Here is a 20,421-nt window from a genome sequence, read left to right as displayed (position 1 = left end):
TCACCCGGCCCGCAGCCGGATCTCGTCGGCGAGGACCGTGAGCACGCCGAGGCCCCGGCAGCCGGGGTCGGCGGACGTCGTGCAGCTCGATGTCCACGCCGGGCGGGGCCGGGGCGGCGGCCGGGGCAGGGTCCGGGCGCCGCTGAGTCGGGCGTGGTCCCCGCCCTGCGCGGAGATGGTGCCGCCGAGGGTGAACACGCTGACGGTCTTGGGCCGGGGGCTCGCTCCCGTGGACGGGAGAGGGGACGGGGCGGGTGGGGCCGGGGGGGCTCCACGAAGCCCCTCCCCGCTTCCACCCCGTCCCGAAACGAGCGGACCGCGCCGGGTGCGGCGCGGCCCCCGGTCCGCGTCAGCGGCTGTAGCGCATCAGGGCCCGCACCATGTGGCAGGTGGTGTCCGACGGCGGGTGGATGCCGACCGTCTCCGCCATGGTGCGTATCCGTACGTTGCTCGCCTGGTTCGGCACCAGGACGCCCGAGTCGAGCAGGGCGATGGCGAGGCGCATGGCCTTGAGGCGGCGGTTGTGCGTGATGTACCAGTCGCGGGGGCGGCCGGGAGGCAGGGGGCGCTTCTCCAACGGGACGTACGGCACGTCACAGAGCGTGGGGTGGTCCGGGCGCGGGGCGCGCGACCTGCGCGCGGGACGCGGGGCGGCGGTGGTGCGGGTGCGCGTGACACCGGGCTTCGACGGCAGTGCGGCAGCGGGCACAGGCATCCTCCTGTCGCGTTCAGGAGCCCTCACGGCCCCTTCGAACATTGCTACCAGTTTACTGCCCGCCACTGACAATCAGCAGTCCACGCGGAGCGTCAAAACCGCAGGTGGACAGGGAACTTGCCCGCCTGTCACCCTAGTTCCCCGAGGTGCGCGTGGGACTACAGAATTCGAACACGGGCGGGGCTCCGGGGCCGCCGGGCGCGCGGCGCTAGCGTGGGCGCCATGGAGATCTGGATCAACCCCGCCTGTTCGAAGTGCCGCAGCGCGCTGTCCCTGCTCGACGAGGAGGGCGCCACGTACACCGTCCGCCGCTATCTGGAGGACGTACCGAGCCCCGACGAGATCCGCGCCGTCCTCGACCGCCTCGGCCTGGAGCCCTGGGACATCACCCGCACCCAGGAGGCCGCCGCGAAGGAGCTCGACCTCAAGGACCGCGCGCGCTGGCCGCGCGACGCGTCCGGGCGCGACGCCTGGATCGAGGCGCTCGCCGCCCACCCGAAGCTGATCCAGCGGCCCATCATCACGGCGGACGACGGCACGGCCGTCGTGGCGCGGACGGAGGAGGCGGTGCGGGACGCGCTCTCGCGGTAGCCGGTCGTCGGCCGGTATGCGATCGGCCCGACACCGACCGCCCCGTCACCGATCGACCGTCGCCGGTCGGCCTGCCGACGATCGACCGGAAACCGATCGGCAGCAGCAGGCAAAACGTTACATACCGGCCCATAGGGTTGAGCGCTCCATCTGCGGCACGCAGAACGTCCGGAGGAAGGAGCGCACGGTGCGGAGTTGGCTGTCCGGGGGCGTGTACGGCACCGTCCTCGCGAGCGCGCTGCTCGCCGCCCTGCAGTCCGAGGGCACCCCCTACACGCCGTACTACGACGCCGCCTGGGTCATGGTCACCGCGGGCACGGCCGCGCTCGCGCACGGCTACGCCCACCACATGGCCACGCACCGGCCCGGCAGCGGGCTGCACCGGTGGCGCCAGCTCGCCTGGACGCTGGCCGACGAGTGGCCGGTGGTGGTCGCCTGTTGGCCCACCGTCGCGCTCCTCGTGACCGCCGGAGTGATGGGGTGGCCGGAGGAGAACGTCACGTGTGCGGGGCTGATGCTGAACGCTGCGCTGCTCTTCGGGTGGGGGACGTTCGCCGCGTTGCGGGTGGGGTACCGGCGGGGGGCCGCCGTGCTGGTCGGGGCGGCGGACGCGGCGATCGGGGTGGTGATCGCGGCGGCGAACGCGGTGATCAAGTAGACCGAGGGCCTCGCGCTGCGCCCCAGGCCCACCCCTGCGCCGAAACCGGGACGCACCCCGGACCCCGCTCCTCGAACAACGAAGGGGCTGAACTCGCCCGCACGCCTTCCAGCCCGTGACCCCCGTCACCCCCGCCCCAGGTAACACGGGGTTCACAAACGGGCAACGGACGGGAAATCGCGGGTTGGCAGTCTCCTCGGCATCACCACGGCCCGCAGCACCCGCACGTCTGCGCCGTACAAGCGTCAAAGGATGAGGCCCGTGACCTTCAAGGCTGAGTACATCTGGATCGACGGCACCGAGCCGACGGCCAAGCTTCGCTCGAAGACGAAGATACTGGCCGACTCCCAGCGCACGGCCACGGTCGCGGACCTGCCGATCTGGGGCTTCGACGGCTCGTCGACCAACCAGGCCGAGGGCCACGCTTCGGACCGCGTGCTCAGGCCGGTGGCCAGCTACCCGGACCCCATCCGCGGCGGCGACGACATCCTCGTCCTGTGCGAGGTCCTGGACATCGACATGACGCCGCACGCGTCGAACACGCGGGCCGAACTGGCGGAGGTCGCGGGGCGGTACGCCGCGCAGGAGTCGATCTTCGGCATCGAGCAGGAGTACACGTTCTTCAAGGGCGCGCGCCCGCTCGGCTTTCCCGAGGGCGGCTTCCCGGCGGCGCAGGGCGGCTACTACTGCGGCGTCGGCGCGGACGAGATCTTCGGCCGTGACGTCGTCGAGGCGCACCTGGACAACTGCCTGAAGGCGGGCCTCGGCATCTCCGGCATCAACGCCGAAGTGATGCCGGGCCAGTGGGAGTTCCAGGTCGGCCCGCTGTCGCCGCTGGAGGTCTCCGACCAGCTGTGGGTGGCCCGCTGGCTGCTGTACCGCACCGCCGAGGACTTCGGTGTCTCCGCGACCCTCGACCCGAAGCCGGTCAAGGGCGACTGGAACGGCGCGGGCGCGCACACGAACTTCTCCACCAAGGCGATGCGCGAAGGCTACGACGCGATCATCACCGCGTGCGAGTCGCTCGGCGAGGGCTCCAAGCCGATGGACCACGTCAAGAACTACGGCGCGGGCATCGACGACCGCCTCACCGGCCTGCACGAGACCGCCCCGTGGAACGAGTACAGCTACGGCGTCTCCGACCGCGGCGCCTCCGTGCGCATCCCGTGGCAGGTCGAGAAGGACGGCAAGGGCTACATCGAGGACCGCCGCCCGAACGCCAACGTCGACCCGTACGTCGTGACGCGGCTGCTCGTCGACACCTGCTGCTCGGCGCTGGAGAAGGCCGGCCAGGTCTGATCGACCCGAGCCGTTCCGTACGGTCTGCCGGATTTCGTTCGGGGCGCCCGCCCGCGTGGTGGGCGCCCCGAACGCGTGGCCCAACTTCCGCCGTCCAGCGGGCCGTTTCGGGCCACGCGCTCGCCAAGGGGTCGTATCAAGGTGCGAGAGGGATCCGCCGAACCCGTCCTCATCTGCTTCAATGGAGCCATGGGCAGCTTCCAGATCACCGCGACGGGTCACTGTGACCTCGAGCCTTTCTGGCCTTCCCGGCAGCATCACGACTTCGACCGGGTGTGTTGCCGCGCGCTGACCGCGCGGGCCCTCTGAAGCCGTTTCCCCGGCCTCCGGCCTGACGCGCACGACGTACGTCCTCGACGACTCCTTCGCGCGAAAGAGCTGACCTCATGGCGAACTCCCGTTCCTTCTCCGCCGCCCCCGCCGCCGTCCCCACGGCCCCGGCGGCCTCCCGCCCCACCGCCTCCGCCGCCCGCGGCCGCCTGCGTGCCGTGGCCCCCGACGAAGTCGCCCAGGTGTCCGGCCTCGCCGACATCTCGGGCTTCCTGCCGCCGGGCGCGACGCTGCTGCCCGCGCCCCAGCACACGCTGCCCGCCCGTCCCGGGCAGCCGCCCATGATCGGCTACCTGGTCCTGCTGCCCGCCGGCCAGGAACACATCCCCGCCGGCCCCGTCGCGGCCGAGCCCGAGCCGTCGCCCGACACGGACGGCCGCGGGCCGGTGCGCATCGACACCGCGCGGCGCTCCGCGCACGTCGAGGGGCAGCCGCTGGACCTCACGTACCTGGAGTTCGAGCTGCTCGCGCATCTCGTCGCCCACCCCCACCGGGTGCACACCCGCGACCAGTTGGTGACGACGGTGTGGGGGTACGGGCACGTGGGCGACGGGCGGACCGTCGACGTCCACATCGCCCGGCTGCGGCGCAAGCTCGGGGTCGAGCACCGGTCGGCGATCCAGACGGTGCGGCGGGTCGGCTACAAGTACGCGCCGCCGACCGCCGGATGAGAGCCGCCGGGACCCTCCCCCGGGCGGTCGTCCGGACCTGGCCGGATTCCTCCTGCGGCTGAACGATTCTTCCGCTGGCGGAATCCGGTTCCCCCCGGGCGGCACCTGCCGTCAGAGTCGTCGTCCATGAGACTTCTGATGCTGGGTGGTACGGAGTTCGTGGGGCGGGCCATCACCGAGGACGCGCTCGCGCGGGGCTGGGACGTGACGGTGTTCCACCGGGGGCGGCACGCCGCCCCGGACGGGGCGCGGGCCGTCCACGGGGACCGGACCACGGAGGCCGGCCTTGCGGCGCTCGCTGCCGAGGGCGCCACGTGGGACGCCGTCGTCGACACGTGGTCCGGGGCCCCGCGGGTCGTCCGGGACGCGGCGCGGCTGCTCGCCGGGCGGGCCGGGCGCTACGCCTACGTCTCCAGCGCCTCCGTCTACCGCTACCCCGGCGAGGCCGGGTCCGACGAGTCCTACCCCGTCGTGGACGGGGACCCCGACGCCGATGCCGTCGCCTACGCGGAGGACAAGCGCGGGGGTGAGCTGGCCGCGGAGGGCGCCTTCGGCGCGGAGCGCACGCTGCACGTGCGGGCCGGCCTGATCCTCGGCCCCTACGAGAACATCGGGCGGCTGCCGTGGTGGCTGAACCGGGTCGCCCGGGGCGGAGCCGTGCTCGCGCCCGGGCCGCGGGGCGCCTCCGTCCAGTACGTGGACGTACGCGATCTCGCCGCGTGGACGCTGGACGCCGTGGCCGCGGGGCTCTCCGGTCCCTACAACGTCATCTGTCCCCAAGGGCACGTCACCATGGGGGACTTGCTCGACGCGTGCGTGCGTGTGGCGGGGGCGCCCGGGGTGGAGCTCGTCTGGACGCCCCCCGAGACCGTCCTCGCCGCGGGCATCGAGCCCTGGCAGGAACTCCCCGTGTGGCTGCCGCCCGGCGAGCTCTACGACACGATGCACGACACCAGCGTCACCAAGGCCCTGCGGGCCGGACTGCGGTGCCGGAGCCCGCTCGACACGGCCTCCGACACGTGGGGCTGGCTCCGGAGCCTCGGCGGGGTGGCCCCGCAGCGGGCCGACCGGCCGGTGGTGGGGCTGGCGCCGGACAAGGAGGGGGTGGCGCTGCGCGCGTGAAGTGGCTCGACCCGGTGCTGTTCGTCGGCGGGGGCCGGGGGCGGGGGCCGGAGGTCTGCCGGGCTGTTGCCCGGGGCTGGTGACCCTGGACGTCGAGGGCGCCGTGGGACGGGGGCTCGGCTCGGACAGAGGAGCCCCCTATCGCCTTGCGGCACGATCGCCCCCAGCGGCGAGAGCAGGACTCCCGACACCCGCACCGCACCGCGGCAGCGGCAGCGGCAGCGGGAATCCAACCCGCGGCCGCCGACGGCGGGCAGCCCCCGCGGGAGGCGTCCACCGTCCGGTCGGCTGGAAACGGGCGGGCGGGTGGGAGACACCCGCCGCGCTAGCGGCGGAGAAGACGACCGTCCGGCCGCCGACGGCGGGCAACCCCCGCAGGAGACGTCCACCGTCCGGTCGGCTGGAAACGGGCGGGCGGGTGGGAGACACCCGCCGCGCTAGCGGCGGAACAGCGCCGACCCCACCCACCCCCGGCAGGGGCGAGTGGGGCCGGCCCCGCGTGGGGGGGCTCAGACACGCTGCCAGGTGGGGGCCGCCGGGGCCGCGGCCCCGGGGACCGACGCCTCGTGGGAGACGTGAGGAAGCCACCGGAGACAACGCGGAGTGTGCCAGTTCCGCTCACCGAGCAGACTCATGAGCGAGGGCAGGAGGACCATCCGGACCACCGTCGCGTCGAGGAGGACCGCGACCCCGAGCCCGACCCCCATCTGCTGCATGTCCTGCATGGACAACGTACCGAAGACGGCGAACACGGCCACCATGATCACGGCCGCACCGGTCACCGCCCCCGCGGTCCGCGTGATCCCCTCACGGATCGCGTCCCGGTTGCCGAGCCCTTGGTCCCGCGCCTCACGGATCCGGGAGACCACGAACACGTGGTAGTCCATGGACAGGCCGAACAGGACCACGAGGACGAACAGCGGCATCCAGTTCTCGATGGCGCCGACCTTCTCCGAGCCGATCAGCGAGGCACCCCAGCCGTGCTGGAAGACGGCGGTCATGACGCCGTACGCGGCGCCCACGGACAGCAGGTTGAGGCCGATGGAGGTCACGGCGATCACCACGGACCGGAAGCTGAACAGCATCAGCAGGAACGTGACGGCCGCGATGAAGAGGAACACCGGCACGATGCCCTTGGAGAGCTGGTCGCTGAAGTCCTCGGACTCGGCCAGGTCCCCGCCGACGTACGCCTCGACTCCCCCGCTGCCCCCGTCACGTACCTCACGGACCTCGTCACGCAGGTCCGCGAGGGCCTTCTTCGCGTCGGGGCCGGTGCCGCTGCCGGGCAGCGGCACGGCGATCTCGGCGACGTTCTGGCGTGCGTGGACGGTGACTTCGGCGGCCTTGCCCGCCTGCCGCTTCAGCGCCCGGACGGTGTCGCGCGCCGGGGCGGAGGTGATGTCGTCGGCCTTGACCACGATCCGGGCGGGCGCCGGACCGCCGGGGAACTCCTCGGTGATCTCCTTGAAGGAGACCGAGAGCGGCGCGTCCGAGCCGAACTGCTTCTCCAGGCCGAGCTGTTCGGTCTTCATGCCGAGGGCGGGCGCGGCCAGGGCGAGCAGCAGCACGGTCGCGCCGACCGCGAAGAACTTGGGCTTGGCGAGCACCGGCTTGAGGACCGATCCGGCGAACGAACCACTGGCGTGGACACCCTTCTTGGAACGGCGGTTGAGGAAGGGGATGCGTCCTGCGTCGATGCGGTCGCCGAGCCAGGCGAGCAGCGCGGGCAGCACCGTGACGGAGCCGAGCATGGCCACGCAGACGACCAGGATGGTGGCGACGGCGAAGCCCTTGAAGAGGAGCAGGCCGGACAGGAACATGCCCGCCATGGCCACCATGACCGTCAGGCCGGACACCAGGACGGCACGCCCGCTGGTGGCGGCGGCGATGCGCAGCGCCGTCTCGGCGTCGTGCCCCGCGGCCCGCTCGTCCCGCTCGCGCCGCAGGTAGAACAGGCAGTAGTCGACGCCGACGGCGAGGCCCATCAGGAACATGACGGAGTACGTGGTCTCGAACAGGTGCAGCGAGTGGCTGGCCAGGGAGAGCAGGCCGAAGGCGGCCACGCAGGCGGTGAGCGCGAGCCCGACGGGCAGCAGCGCGGCCACGACGGCGCCGAAGGCGACGAGGAGGATGCCGAGGGCCAGCGGCACGGCGGTGAACTCGGCCTTCTTCAGGTCGTCGGCGAGCAGGTCGTTGAGGTGCTTCTCGGAGCTGGCGTCACCGAACTGGTGGACGCTGATCCCGCGTTCCGCACCGGCGTCCTTGGCCGCGGCGACGGCGTCGAGCACCGGCTGCACCTGGTCCGCGGCCTCGTCGGACTTGCCCTTCATCTCGAAGCGCAGGAGCGCCTCCTTGCCGTCCTCGGAGGGCAGCGGCGCTTTCAGGTTCTCGACCTCGCCGGTGTCGCGGAGCGCCCGGGAGAGGTCGGCCGCGGCGTCCTTCCAGCCGTCGGCGGACTTGGCGCCGACCATGACGAGCTCGCCCGCGGGCTCGTCGATCCCGGCGTCGTCGAGGATCTTCGAGGCCTTGGCCGAGTCGCCGACGCCCATCTCGTCGTCGGTGGCCGTGACGGTGCCGGTGGCACCGCCGATCACGGTGGCGAGGACCACGAAAAGCAGCCAGCCAAGGATCGCCGTCTTGCGATGGTGTGCGCTCCACACCCCGAGTCGTGCCGCGAGGTTTCGCCCCTTGGCGCTCATGTCCTTCGCCCCCAGTTGAGTAAGCGTGAGATAAGCCGAACTGACGTGATCCACGCTAGGAATCGGCGACGTACGGCCCCAGCCGCCGAGCCCCCCTGTCGGTGAGGCACAGGGCCCCGCCCGGAGGTGGTGCTGGCAACACCCCGAAGCGGGTGCCCGGCCCCATGACCCGGGCCGCCCTGAGCAGGGAGACTGTGCGAGTGCCGGACGCAGCGACCGCGTACGGACCGTTTGAGGAGAGGGACATCATGAAGACGTCGAGGGTGCGCGAAGCACTGGAGTCGGGGGCGCGCGGCCTGTATCTGGCGATCATCTCGCTGGCCGGGTCGATCACGCTCTTCGTCCTCGCGGTGGTCTCGATCGCGTTCATCGTGCTCGGGATCGGCCTCTTCACGACCCCGGTGGTCCTCACGGCCGTGGCCAGGTTCGCCAATCTGCGCCGGGTGCACGCCGCCGAGTGGTCGGGCGTGCGCATCCCGATCCCCTACCGGCAGCCGCCCGCGGACGAGCCGCCCGGCGCCGTCGGCCAGGTCGCGCGCTGCCTGCGGATGCTGAAGGACCCGGCGACCTGGCGTGACCTGCAGTGGCTCCTGGTCGACATGACGGCGGGTTTCACCGTCGTGATCTTCGCGCCGGCGCTGGTGCTCTACCCGGTGTACGGCTGGGTGCTCGCCCTCGGCGTGTGGCGGCCGATCCACGAGGCGGGCGGCGGCGAGTGGTACGGCTTCATCCACGTCACCTCGCAGCTGACGGCGAGCGGTGCCGCCGTGCTCGGCACGGCCCTCGGCGTGCTCGCCCTGTACGTCAACCCGGCCATCGTCCGCGGCCACTTCCTGCTCGCCCGCAGCCTGCTCGCGCCCACCACCTCGATGCGCGAGCGCGAGCTCGCGCTGCGCGTGGACCGCCTCGAGGAGACCCGGCACGACGCGGTGGACACCTCCGCCGCCGAGCTGCGCCGCATCGAGCGCGATCTGCACGACGGCGCGCAGGCCCGCCTGGTCGCCATGGGCATGGACCTCGGCACCATCGAGGCGCTGGTGGAGAAGGACCCGGCGAAGGCCAAGGAGATGCTGGCCAAGGCCCGGCAGAACTCCGGCGAGGCGCTGACCGAGCTGCGGGACCTGGTCCGCGGCATCCACCCGCCGGTGCTCGCCGAGCGCGGCCTCGGCGACGCGGTGAAGGCCCTCGCGCTGCGGCTCCCGCTGGACACGGAGGTCGACGTGGAGCTGCCGGGCCGCCTGGACGAGCCGGTGGAGGCGGCCGCGTACTTCGCGGTCAGCGAGACCCTGACGAACGCGGTGAAGTACGCGGAGGCGGAGCGCGTCTGGGTGGACGTGCACCACGCCGACGGCATGCTGCGGATCGCGGTCACGGACAACGGCAAGGGCGGGGCGGAGATCGGCGCCGGGTCGGGGCTGAGCGGAATCGAACGGCGACTGGGTACATTCGACGGCGTACTGGCCGTCAGCAGCCCCGTTGGCGGTCCGACCATGGTGACCATGGAGATCCCTTGCGAGTTGTCCTAGCCGAAGATCTCTTCCTGCTGCGCGACGGTCTCGTGCGGATGCTGGAGGCATTCGACTTCGAGATCGCGGCGGCCGTCGAGACCGGGCCCGAGCTGACCAAGGCCCTGGCGGAGCTGCAGCCGGACGTCGCCGTGGTCGACGTCCGGCTGCCGCCCTCGCACACGGACGAGGGCCTGCAATGCGCGCTCGCGGCCCGGCGGGCCCGTCCCGGACTGCCGGTGCTGGTCCTGTCGCAGCACGTGGAGCAGTTGTACGCGCGCGAGCTCCTCGCCGACGGCAACGGCGGGGTCGGCTATCTCCTCAAGGACCGGGTCTTCGACGCGGAGCAGTTCGTGGACGCGGTGCGCCGGGTCGCCGCGGGCGGCACCGCGATGGACCCGACGGTCATCCAGCAGCTGCTCTCGCGGCGCTCCAGCGATCAGCCGCTCGGCGCGCTCACGCCGCGCGAGCGCGAGGTCCTCGAACTGATGGCGCAGGGCCGGTCCAACGCCGCGATCGCGGGGCAGCTCGTGGTGACGGAGCGCGCCATCGCCAAACACACCTCAAATATTTTCGCGAAGCTCGACCTGCCGGTGTCGGACGACGACAACCGCCGTGTCCTCGCGGTTCTCGCCTATCTCGATCAAGGGCGTTGATACGTACGGGAGTTCGCGCCGAGAATTTCCCGGCGGGCTTTGAACACGGCGGACCGCTGTTGCGTACGTAGCCCCATGGGACGCACCTCACGACGCACGTCACGAAAACGATCAAAACTGGCCGGGCGGGCGATCGCCGCGTCGGCGGCGCTCATCCTGGGCGGCGGCGGACTTGTCGCGGTGAATGTCTACGCGAATGCCGAGGACGGCGGGGGTCCGCCGCCGGAAAGCCAGGTACAGAACCAGGCTCAGGGCGGCGGGCAGCAGGCGACCACCATCAGCTGCCCCGACGTCGGCAATCAGCTCCCGGAGGTTCCCGAGGGCGCGCGCGCCGAGGTCGACCGCGAACTCGCCACGCTCGACAGCCAGATCACCGACGCCTACGCGCGGTTCGCCGAGGCCGAGGACAAGAATTCCGTGCTCGGCCCGCTGGAGGAGAAGCGGCGCCCGACCATCGAGAACATCCGCTCGGCCATCGACCAGGACGGCCGGGCGCCCGAGAACCTGGACGGCATGGCGCCGTGCACCCTGCGCGCCGACGACGACGGCCGCGGCCGACAGGGCGGTGACCAGGGCCAGGACGGCAACGGCGGTGACCAGGGCCAGGACGGCGGCCAGGACCAGGGCCAGAACCAGGGCCAGGGCAACGGCCAAGGCGACGGCCAAGGCGACGGGCAGGGCGGGGACCAAGGCCAGGGCCAGGGCCAGGCGGGCAACGGCCCCGAGGCCGGTGACTTCGTCGACATCAAGTCGGTCCGCCCCAATGTCCAGAAGCCGCGCAAACAACGCGGCGCGTCACGCGGCACCTTCACCACGAATTGCGGAACGAACGAGAACGGAAAGTTCAATCCGGACAATGTCATCGTCGCGCCCGGTGTGAGCAATGGCGCCCACCATATGCACGATTACGTCGGAAACCAGGAGACGGATGCCTTCTCCGGTGACGACGATCTCGCGAACGGTGACACCAGTTGCCGTAATCAGGGCGACAAGTCCACGTATTACTGGCCGGTGCTTCGACTGCAGAACGGAAACGACGAGAACGACGCCGACGCGGACGGCGGCGGCCAGGACAAGAACGTCGGCGAGATCCAGACGCCGGACCAGGTCACGCTGAAGTTCGTCGGCAGTCCGGTCGGCAAGGTGACCGCGATGCCGCGTTTCCTGCGCATCATCACCGGTGACGCCAAGGCCTTCACCAATGGCGACGCCAATGCCAACGCGTCCTGGAGCTGCACCGGGTTCGAGAACCGGCAGCTGAAGGACAAGTATCCGATCTGCCCCCAGGGCAGCAAGGTCGTGCGCACCTTCAACTTCCAGAGCTGCTGGGACGGCCAGAACACCGACAGCGCCAACCACCGCACCCACGTGGCGTTCGCCGACCAGCGCAGCGGCCGCTGCCCGCAGGGCTTCCGCGCCATCCCGCAGCTCGTGCAGCGCGTCGTCTACGACGTGCCGCCGGGCCCCGGCTTCGCCGTGGACTCCTTCCCCGAGCAGCTGCACAAACCCATCACCGACCACGGTGACTTCATCAACGTGTTCGACGAGCGGCTGATGCAGCGCGTCGCCAAGTGCATCAACACCAACCGCCGCTGCACCTGACCCTCCCGCTCCCCGGCCCGTCCCGGCCGGGGAGGCCCCCCGACTGCTGCGCGGTCGGCTCCGCGCGGTGACGGCGGAAAGCGCCCTACGTGCCCAGGGCGACTTCCCGGAGGCCTCGCTCCCCCCACCACCCTCCCTCACGGCGAGTGGTGCGAGGCCCGTTCCACCGTCCCGCCGAGCCGGCCGCGCAGCGCGCCGACCACGGCCGGGTCCCCGACGGCGACCCACTTCCTGCCGACGAGATACGTACCGCCGTAGTCCTTGGCCGCGTTCAGCCAGTCGCGTTCGCCGCGGTCGGTGGCGAAGGTCGCGAGGACGAAACGGCCGTCCTCGTTCTGGCACTTGGCCTGCCGCAGCTCGTCGGCGTTCGTCTGGATGTCGGGCGCGCACTCGGCCTTCGCCGCCAACTGCTCCAGGGTCCCGGTGGCCGTCCTCGGCGCCCCGGCCGCCGCCCGGTCCGCGCCGTCGCCGCCGGAGCCGTCGTCGGAGCCCGCGGCGAGACCCGCCGCGATGACCAGGCCGAGCGTCGTGGCCGAAAGCGCTCCCGCCGCCCACACCATCTTCCTCATCGCTTCCTCCTGTCACGTCCGGCGATGCGAACTCGCCTTCTCCGTACGCACCGTTGAGCGCTGAAGGCCGCCCGGATACCGTGCGCCGCAGTCATCGACGCAGGGGGTACACATGTACGGACCGTCGCGACGCACCATGCTCGGCACCGCCGGCGCCATCGGCCTGACAGGCCTCGGAAGCATCAAGGCCGCCGTCGGCGCCCCGGCTCCGGCCCGTGCGGCCGAGGGGCCCGCCACGGGCCCCGCCCTCGATACGGATTCCGCGCGCTCCGTGCTCAATCGGCACCTCCCGCATCACGCGGATCAGTTCAGACTCAGACTCGTACCGGCCCAAGGGGGCAGGGACCGCTTCCGCGTGACCGGCTCCACGGGGCGGATCGAGGTGTCGGGCACCACACCCGCCGTGCTGCTCACCGGCGTCCACTGGTACTTGAAGTACGTGTGCGGCGCGCACATCGCCTGGAACGGCAGCCAGCTCGACCTGCCGCGCCGCCTGCCCGCGCCCGGTCGCCCGCTGGAACGCTCCACCGCGCTGCGCCACCGCTTCGCCCTCAACGACACCAACGACGGCTACACCGCCCCGTACGCCGACTGGCCGTACTGGGAGCGCATGATCGACGTCCTCGCGCTGCACGGCTGCAACGAGGTGCTCACCATCGCGGGCACCGAAGCCGTCTACCACCGCCTCCTGAAGGACTTCCACTACACCGACGCCGAGTCCCGCGCCTGGCTGCCCGCGCCCTCGCACCAGCCGTGGTGGCTGCTGCAGAACCTGTCCGGGTACGGCGGCCCGCTCTCCCCCGAGATCATCGAGCGCCGTGTCGCCCTGGGCCGCCGGATCGTCGACCGGCTGCGCGAGCTCGGCATGGCGCCGGTGCTCCCCGGCTACTACGGGCACGTCCCCGACGGCTTCGTGGCCCGCAACGGTGGTGACGCGCGCGTCGTACCGCAGGGCGTCTGGCACGGCTTCAAGCGCCCCGACTGGCTCGACCCGCGCACCGACGCCTTCGCGCGGGTCGCCGCGTCCTTCTACCGCCACCAGCGCGAACTCTTCGGCGCGGCCCAGCACTTCAAGATGGACCTGCTGCACGAGGGCGGCACCCCGGGCGACGTGCCCGTACCGGCCGCCGCGAAGGGCGTCGAGAAGGCCCTGCGGACCGCGCACCCCGGCGCGACCTGGGTGATCCTCGGCTGGCAGGAGAACCCGCTGCCCGCGCTCCTGGACGCCGTCGACCGCGAGAAGATGCTGATCGTCGACGGGGTCTCCGACCGCTACCAGAAGGTCAGCGACCGCGAGAAGGACTGGGGCGGCACGCCCTACGCCTTCGGCTCGATCCCGAACTTCGGCGGCCGCTCCACCATCGGCGCCCGTACGCACCTGTGGCAGGAGCGGTTCTTCGCCTGGCGCGACAAGCCGGACAGCGCGCTCGTGGGCACCGCGTACATGCCCGAGGCCACCGACCGCGACCCGGCGGCCTTCGAGCTGTTCTCCGAACTGGCCTGGATGGATGAGGAGGTGGACCGGGCCGACTGGTTCACCGCGTACGCAGACTTCCGCTACGGCGGCCGTGACCGCCGCGCCCGCGCCGCCTGGCGCGCCCTGCACGACACCGCGTACCAGCACCGGGCCGTCGAGCGCAGCGACCCGCACGACTCGCTCTTCGCCGCCCGCCCCGACCTGGCCGCGAACCGCGCCGCCGAGTACGCGCCGCGCGCCCTGACCTACGACCCCGGCCGCTTCGACGCCGCCCTCGCCGGGCTCCTCGGCGTCGCCGGCGGACTGCGGCGCAGCGCCGCCTACAAGCACGACCTCGTCGACGTCGCACGCCAGGCCATCGCCCACCGCAGCCGCCAGCTCCTGCCCCAGCTCAGGGCCGCGTACACGCGCAAGGACCAGGACACCTTCCGTGCCCTGTCGCACCTGTGGCTGCGCCTCATGCGGCTCTCCGACGACGTCACAGGGACACATCCGGCGTTCCTGCTCGGCCCCTGGATCGAGGACGCCCGGCGCCTCGCCACCAGCGACACCGAGCGCGTCGAGTTCGAGCGCACCGCGAAGGTCCTCATCACCGTCTGGGGCGACCGGCCCACCTCCGACCCCGGCAACCTCCACGACTACGGCAACCGCGAATGGCACGGCCTGACCGGCGACTTCTACCTGCCGCGCTGGCAGAAGTGGCTCGACGAACTCGACGACGCGCTCGCCGCCGGGCGCGCGCCCACGCCCGTCGACTGGTACGGAGCCGTGGAGGAGCCCTGGACGCGGGAGCGCAAGGACTTTTCCCTGCGGCCCGTCGGCGACGCCCACCGGACCGCCGCCCGCGCCCACGACGTCCTCGCCCGCGCCCCCTACCAGGGCTCCCTGGACGTCACCGCGGAGCCGCCCTCCTTCCCGCCCGGCGGGCACGCCCGCGTCACCGCCCGCTTCCACAACGTCAACGGGCTGCGCGCCACCGGCCGCGTCGACTTCACCCTCACCGGCCTCGACGCCGAGCCGGACGGGCCGACGTCCCTGCCCCGGGTGCCCGCCGGGGGCACCGGCACCGTCGCCTGGCGCGCCGACGCCCCCGACACCCCCCTCGACCGGCCGCTGCGCCCCCTCCCCTACACCCTCACCGCCCGCTACGGGCCGCTGGGCGAGAAGCGGGTGCCCGCCGTCCACGAAGGCACCCTCTTCGTCGCCGGGCCCCTCGCGCCCGGCTGGGAGACCTACACCAACAGCGGGGCCGTCTTCGGGGAGCTCGACAAGCGGTACGCCATCGACGGGAGCGGGGCCGATCTGTGGCGGGGCACCGCCGAGTTCGGCACCCTCTACCGGCCCGGGGCCCTGCGCGACGGGGTGTCCGTCACCCTCCGCGTCGACTCCCAGGCCGTCACCGGGCCCTGGGCCCGCGCCGGCATCATCGCCCGCAACTCCCTTTCCACCCCCGGCTCCCCCGGCTTCCTCAACCTCGCCGTCACCCCCGCCAACGGCGTCGTCCTCTCCTACGACACCACCGGTGACGGCACCCTCGACACCTACCGGCGCGTCACCGGCGTCAAGGCCCCCGTCCTCCTCCGCCTCTCCCGGACCGGAGGGACCTTCACCGGGGCCCTCTCCACCGACTCCGGCGCCACCTGGCGCACCGTCGCCTCCGTCCCGGTCCCCGGGGCGGCCTCCGCCCAGGACGTGGGGATGTTCATGACGGCTGCGCATGGGGGTGCGGGGGGTCGGGGGACGGCGGAGTTCAGCGAGTGGCTTCTGGCCTGACCCTGCCGGGGGCTCCCCAATCCCGCCCCTTCCCGATGTTCCAGAGTGACACTTCTGGAGAGATCGGGTCATGGTGGCATGCCCGCAGGTCACAGCCGTAAGGAACTCGCTGTCCTCCACAGACGGTATGGAGGACAAGAACACGAGTGTATTGGCGGGGTGCACTGAAACCCTGCGCGGTGTCCGCTGCATCCGGCTGTCCGTCCGTACCGACGAGACGACGAGCCCGGAGCGGCAGCGCGAGGCCGACGACGCAGCGGCGGCAGCTCTCGGCTCACCTTCGGCGAGGGCGCTGCCCTGCGGGAAGCGGTCGACCTGGACGTGTCCGCGTCCCTGGTCGGCCCCTTCGACCGTCCACAGCTCGGCGGATGGCTGACGCCCCCGGACGCGTTTGATGCCCTGGTGTTCTGGCGCTAGACGGCCGAGGGCTGCACACCATCGCGCGCGGGCTCAACGCGGACGGCGTGCTGCCCCCCTCGGCGCACTGGACCGCCTACCAGGCGCGCACCAAGAAGAAGACCGCCCCGGCCACGGACGAGCCCGCGAAGAAGCCCGCACAGTGGCGAGCACAGACCATCGAAAAGATGCTGACCGACGAAGCTCTCATGGGGTGGAAGATGCACCGGAGCAAGCCCGTGCGCGACGACCAGGGCGACCCGGTCATGGCGACCACGGAGCCGATCCTCACCCGTGAAGAGTTCGACCAGGCCGCCGCACTCCTCACCCCCAAGCCGATCGAACAGAGGGCTCCCGAGCGCACCGATTCCACGGCACTGTTGCTACGCGTCATCCACTGCAACGGGTGCAACGAGCGCATGTACCTGAACCGGTCCTCCGGTGCCTACCGGTGCTCGTCGTACAAGTACGGGACCTACTGCCCCGCCCCGTGCACCGTGCGCGCCGAATGGGTCGACGACCATGTGACCGACGAGTTCCTGAAGGCTGCCGGACAGATCCAGATCAACCGCGTCATCGAGATACCGGCTATGACCCACAGCCCGAGATAGACGCCACCCTCGCCGAGTTCGAGGACCACCAGAACGAGAAGGGACGCCAGAAGTCCAAGAGCGCTCAGGCAGCGTGGCAGCGCCGCGCAACGTTCAGGTGCTGTGCCGGGGGTGCCACCAGCTCAAGACTGCGACGGAGTTCGGGGCCGCTGTTTAGCGGCTCGTCCACCAGGCGGCCCCGGCTCCGGCGGCTGTGGTGATCAGCGAGACGAGCCATACAGGCACACGCTGCACGGTTAAGTACAGCCCGCCGCAGCGTAGTTCGACAGCAGGGGTTGCAGTGTGGCTGTCCGCGCTGCGACTCATGTGGGCGTCCTCTTTCTGGGCTTCGTTCTGCTTGATCTTCATGGCTTCTGGCTCCTGTCGCGCGCCGTTGCGTGACGTAAGTAAAGGAAAGCGACAACGCCACGACGGAGGTATCCGGTTGAGCACGACGTTATGTCGCGATGAGAAGTGACCGGGTCGTTATCGGCCGATTCGCACTTTGAGGAAGCAAGTTCGGGATGGGAGGTCAGTGACGACGTGGGCGTGAAGGGGTTCCTAGTGCAGATCAGGGGCCTGATGCCCCTGCGACGTATCGCGCTGATCGCGAGTTGAGGCTATCTCCCCGCACCCGGTAAGCGTCATGATGCGGTTCTGTTCAAACGGGCCGCGCGAACTTTGACACTTTGGCCAACGCGGCACCCCGATTGGCCAACGCGGCACCCCGAGCGCAGAGCCTCGCTGACTCGCTGAGCTGGAAGAAGGCGGGGCCGGAATGCCGGGGCGGCGTGCGGGTCGTAGCGCTGGAGGCAAAAGCATTGGTGTGGCACAGATTTGCCACGACTCGCGATCATGGCCGTTCCCGACCGTGATCGTGAGCGGCGACGGGATGGAGTCCGCCGACGAGTACCCGGCTGAGGGTCAGGGGGACGTACACGCGCATCCCGTACACGTGCATCCCAGGGAGGCGATCCCCCATGCCCCGTAAGCCCCGCCCCCCATGCTCTGTCCCGGGGCGCTCCGAGCTGACCCGGGCCGGCGGGCGCTGTGAGAAGCATCGGCGCGAGGCCGAGCAGCAGCGCGGTACGTCTGCCGAGCGGGGCTATGCAACCCGTTGGCAGCGCATCCGCCGTGCCTACCTGTACCGCAACCCGTGGTGTCTGCTGTGCGGTCGCACGGCGACGGTCGCTGACCATTTCCCTTTGTCTCGGCGTGAGTTGGTGGCGCAAGGCGTCGCCGATCCGGACGCGCCGAACAGGCTTCGGCCTTTGTGCACTCGCTGTCACAACCGCGAGACCGCGAAACGGCAACCTGGTGGTTGGGCTGCCGCGAATGCGAAGCCAATTCAGACATAGTTCGCGGCTCGACCAGGGGGGTACTCCCCCTCTTCTCCGCTGCCAGATCGGCAGGGAGGCGAAAAACTCGCATGGCTCATTTGAGTGTTCCCGTGGGCCATGCGCATCGCCAGGCATTCTGGCGCTCACTTGGTATGCCGAATTCCGGCTACCTACTAAGGAGAACTCTTATGGCATTGACTCTGTCCGAGTCCGCGAAGCTCTCTCAGGATGATCTACGGCGTGGAGTGATCGAGACGTTCGTTCAGGAGTCTCCCCTCCTGGATCGACTGCCGCTGATCGACGTGGCGGGGAACGCATATCGCTACAACGAAGAATCCTCCCTCCCCTGCGTCTCGTTCCGGGCAGTGAACGAGGCATACCCGGAGAGCACCGGTGCCGTGAACCAGCGGAACGAGACGCCGGCCATCCTCGGCGGTGACGCGGACGTGGACAAGTTCATCGTGCAGACCCGGGGAAACCTGAACGACCAGCGGGCCATTCAGACCGTGATGAAGGTCAAGGCCGCCTCCATCCACGTTGCGGACCAGTTCTTCAACGGCGACACTGCGATGAACCCCAAGGGGTTCGACGGTTTGCGCAAGCGGCTGCTCGGCTCTCAAGTCCTGGACGCAAAGGGCGTGGGCCCCGTAGTCAACGGCTATGACTTCTTCGATGCGTTGGACGCGCTGACCGCGCAGATACGCGGCATCAACGGAGCCAACGGCGCGCTGTACATGAACGCCGAGATCCGCGCCAAGATCGTGTCCGGGTTCCGCCGGCTCGGCGGCGGCGAACTCCTCCCCTCTGAGATTGCGGGGAAGCGCACCGTTGCCTGGAACGGCGTCCCACTCCTGGACGCAGGACAGAATCTAGACGGCACCGACGTGCTGCCCCTGACAACCGGCACGGGCGGCAAGCAGACCGGCGACATCTACGCCGTGCGCTTCGGCTCCTCCGAAGCCGATGCCGCTGCCTCCGGCCTGACCAACGGCGGCATCCAGGTCACCGACCTCGGCGAGTCCCACGACAAGCCCGTCTACCGCACCCGTATCGACTTCTACTGCGGTCTCGCACTGTTCGGCGGCAAGGCGGCCGCCCGCCTCACCGGCGTCCTGAACGGCTGACCCACTCAAAGCCCCCGCATTCGTCACCCTTACCAGGATGGCGAATACGGGGGCTTATGGCGTGACTTGGAGGCTAACTAGCGAGCCTCTATCTCGGGTTGCCGCATTCCCTCATACGCCTCTCGCAGGTCACTGGCCTCTGAAATTTTGCGAGACTCGACGGCCTGCACGACTTCCAGGGCGCGCCAGCGGTTGGAGGGAACGACACGCCCTGAGAGGATGGCTCGCTGCGCGGCGTCACAGGCTTCGTCCACTCGATCGGAAACTACCAGCGACAGTGCGAGATCGATATTGGCCGAGGCTACGCGACGCGGCCATGTCGAGATGTCATTCGATGGGGCAAGCCGATTGATCACCTCACGCGCGTACTCTTCGGCTGCCGGGTCACCTACCCAAACCAGGGTAGTCGCAGTGTAGGAAACGGACTTGCCAGGGTCGTACTGGTAATGATGCTCGGGGTGGTCTGGGAATCGCATGGGAGAGACGAGCGCGTTGACTCGACCTATGGCGCCGTACGTCTCATTTACTTGTCCGAGCCTGGCGTACGCACGCCCCTCTTGAGCCGTCGCCTGGATTTCAACGGAGCTTCCCTTCGGCGCAAGGGCTTGAGCCGCCTTGCTCAGCTCCACAGCCTTGGCGTAATCACCAGCAGTAAGGACCCGCCACGCGTCCGTCTCGAAACACCAGGCTTGGATTTCAGCATGCCCGGCGTGCTTGGCCAGCGTCATGGCTGTGTGCAACCGTGCCGTCGCGGCATGCTCCTGGTTCAGGTCGATGTGGAGTGTTGCTCCCAACAGTGAGAACCAACCACCGAGGACCAGCAACTGCCGATGCTCGGCCAAGGTCTTCCTCGCGTCCAGCAAGTGACTGACATATGCCGAGTACTTACGCACCCGCACCAAGAGGTCCTGCGGAGCGGAAGACGGATACTGCCTCGCTAGTTCATCAAAAACCAGCTCAAGGCGTGAGAGCGTTTCACCCCCGACGTCACTGGCTGCCACTCGCCGCACAAGTTCCAGGGCTTCCATTTCGTCATCATGTGCAGGAAGAGACGACATCGACTGGGTAGTTGTCGCGGGCACTGCCCGCGGGCCGCCATCTCCACCGTGGATCAATGAATCCAGTTGAGATACGGATACCTTCAGCTCCCGGCAAAGGTCCGGCCGGTGGAAGGATTGCGGAGCGGTTTCACCGGTCTCCCAGCGGCTCACGGTTGTTCGCTCCACTCCGATGGCTTCAGCTAGAGACTCCTGGCTGAAACCCATCGCCTTGCGGCGCTTCACGAAGCTCTCTCGCCTGGCCAT

Annotated in this window: 16 protein-coding genes and 1 pseudogene; 11 read left to right on the top strand and 6 right to left on the bottom strand. The window is 70.3% G+C overall.

Features of this window, described 5'->3' with window-relative positions; translation table 11 throughout:
* Nucleotides 1–198 (bottom strand): hypothetical protein, encoded by a 198-nt coding sequence (locus QUY26_RS29055; protein ID WP_289951734.1) that lies wholly within the window; start codon nucleotides 196–198, stop codon nucleotides 1–3.
* A gap of 151 nt (nucleotides 199–349) precedes the next feature.
* Nucleotides 350–709 (bottom strand): hypothetical protein, encoded by a 360-nt coding sequence (locus tag QUY26_RS29050; protein WP_289951733.1) that lies wholly within the window; start codon nucleotides 707–709, stop codon nucleotides 350–352.
* A 228-nt stretch (nucleotides 710–937) separates the two neighbouring features.
* Here QUY26_RS29050 and QUY26_RS29045 point away from each other — a divergent pair, with 228 nt between their 5' ends.
* The 5 genes from QUY26_RS29045 to QUY26_RS29025 all read left to right on the top strand — a co-directional run bounded on the left by QUY26_RS29045 (nucleotide 938) and on the right by QUY26_RS29025 (nucleotide 5,386).
* Nucleotides 938–1,306, top strand: a complete 369-nt coding sequence (locus tag QUY26_RS29045) for an arsenate reductase family protein (protein ID WP_289951731.1) — start codon at nucleotides 938–940, stop codon at nucleotides 1,304–1,306.
* A 187-nt stretch (nucleotides 1,307–1,493) separates the two neighbouring features.
* On the top strand, nucleotides 1,494–1,964 hold the full coding sequence (locus QUY26_RS29040) for a hypothetical protein (protein ID WP_289951729.1): 471 nt from the start codon (nucleotides 1,494–1,496) through the stop codon (nucleotides 1,962–1,964).
* 261 nt (nucleotides 1,965–2,225) lie between these two features.
* Nucleotides 2,226–3,263 (top strand): glutamine synthetase, encoded by a 1,038-nt coding sequence (glnII, locus tag QUY26_RS29035; protein ID WP_289951727.1) that lies wholly within the window; start codon nucleotides 2,226–2,228, stop codon nucleotides 3,261–3,263.
* A 386-nt stretch (nucleotides 3,264–3,649) separates the two neighbouring features.
* Entirely contained in the window at nucleotides 3,650–4,264 is a 615-nt protein-coding gene (locus tag QUY26_RS29030; RefSeq protein WP_289951724.1) for a winged helix family transcriptional regulator, read from the top strand.
* A gap of 126 nt (nucleotides 4,265–4,390) precedes the next feature.
* Nucleotides 4,391–5,386: an NAD-dependent epimerase/dehydratase family protein gene (locus tag QUY26_RS29025; protein WP_289951722.1), complete on the top strand. Its 996-nt coding sequence runs from the start codon at nucleotides 4,391–4,393 to the stop codon at nucleotides 5,384–5,386.
* 509 nt (nucleotides 5,387–5,895) lie between these two features.
* Here the strand turns inward: QUY26_RS29025 and QUY26_RS29020 are convergent.
* Nucleotides 5,896–8,085 carry an MMPL family transporter gene (locus QUY26_RS29020; RefSeq protein WP_289951720.1) on the bottom strand — a complete coding sequence of 730 codons (2,190 nt, stop codon included), beginning with the start codon at nucleotides 8,083–8,085 and terminating at the stop codon, nucleotides 5,896–5,898.
* Nucleotides 8,086–8,333: 248 nt separating this feature from the next.
* On the opposite strand from QUY26_RS29020, the gene QUY26_RS29015 reads away from it, so the two are divergent.
* The 3 genes from QUY26_RS29015 (at nucleotide 8,334) to QUY26_RS29005 (ending at nucleotide 11,848) form a co-directional block, all read left to right on the top strand.
* Nucleotides 8,334–9,611, top strand: a complete 1,278-nt coding sequence (locus tag QUY26_RS29015) for a sensor histidine kinase (RefSeq protein WP_289951718.1) — start codon at nucleotides 8,334–8,336, stop codon at nucleotides 9,609–9,611.
* Nucleotides 9,596–10,246, top strand: a complete 651-nt coding sequence (locus QUY26_RS29010; protein WP_289951715.1) for a LuxR C-terminal-related transcriptional regulator — start codon at nucleotides 9,596–9,598, stop codon at nucleotides 10,244–10,246. Before QUY26_RS29015 ends, QUY26_RS29010 begins: the two co-directional genes overlap by 16 nt.
* 75 nt (nucleotides 10,247–10,321) lie before the next feature.
* Nucleotides 10,322–11,848, top strand: coding sequence for a DUF1996 domain-containing protein (locus QUY26_RS29005; protein ID WP_289951713.1), 1,527 nt, complete (start codon nucleotides 10,322–10,324; stop codon nucleotides 11,846–11,848).
* A gap of 114 nt (nucleotides 11,849–11,962) precedes the next feature.
* Here the strand turns inward: QUY26_RS29005 and QUY26_RS29000 are convergent.
* Nucleotides 11,963–12,417 (bottom strand): annotated as a pseudogene (locus QUY26_RS29000) (hypothetical protein); the annotation flags it as partial.
* Between the two features lie 112 nt (nucleotides 12,418–12,529).
* Between QUY26_RS29000 and QUY26_RS28995 the strand changes: the two are divergent.
* Together QUY26_RS28995 and QUY26_RS28990 are read left to right on the top strand one after the other, a co-directional pair.
* On the top strand, nucleotides 12,530–15,667 hold the full coding sequence (locus tag QUY26_RS28995) for an alpha-N-acetylglucosaminidase (RefSeq protein ID WP_289951709.1): 3,138 nt from the start codon (nucleotides 12,530–12,532) through the stop codon (nucleotides 15,665–15,667).
* 464 nt (nucleotides 15,668–16,131) lie between these two features.
* Entirely contained in the window at nucleotides 16,132–16,674 is a 543-nt protein-coding gene (locus QUY26_RS28990) for a recombinase family protein (RefSeq protein WP_289951707.1), read from the top strand.
* A gap of 153 nt (nucleotides 16,675–16,827) precedes the next feature.
* Here QUY26_RS28990 and QUY26_RS28985 read toward each other — a convergent pair whose 3' ends face one another.
* On the bottom strand, nucleotides 16,828–17,022 hold the full coding sequence (locus tag QUY26_RS28985; protein WP_289951705.1) for a hypothetical protein: 195 nt from the start codon (nucleotides 17,020–17,022) through the stop codon (nucleotides 16,828–16,830).
* 1,159 nt (nucleotides 17,023–18,181) lie between these two features.
* Here QUY26_RS28985 and QUY26_RS28980 point away from each other — a divergent pair.
* The gene (locus QUY26_RS28980; protein WP_289951703.1) at nucleotides 18,182–19,117 is read left to right on the top strand and encodes a major capsid protein; all 936 of its coding nucleotides are present in this window, start codon (nucleotides 18,182–18,184) and stop codon (nucleotides 19,115–19,117) included.
* A gap of 77 nt (nucleotides 19,118–19,194) precedes the next feature.
* On the opposite strand, the gene QUY26_RS28975 is transcribed toward QUY26_RS28980, so the two are convergent.
* A complete protein-coding gene (locus QUY26_RS28975; RefSeq protein WP_289951700.1) occupies nucleotides 19,195–20,421 on the bottom strand; it encodes a helix-turn-helix domain-containing protein in 1,227 nt (408 codons plus the stop codon).

The organism is Streptomyces flavofungini, assembly GCF_030388665.1.
Classification (GTDB): Bacteria; Actinomycetota; Actinomycetes; order Streptomycetales; family Streptomycetaceae; genus Streptomyces; species Streptomyces flavofungini_A.
This window is presented reverse-complemented; position numbering and strand designations above follow the sequence as displayed.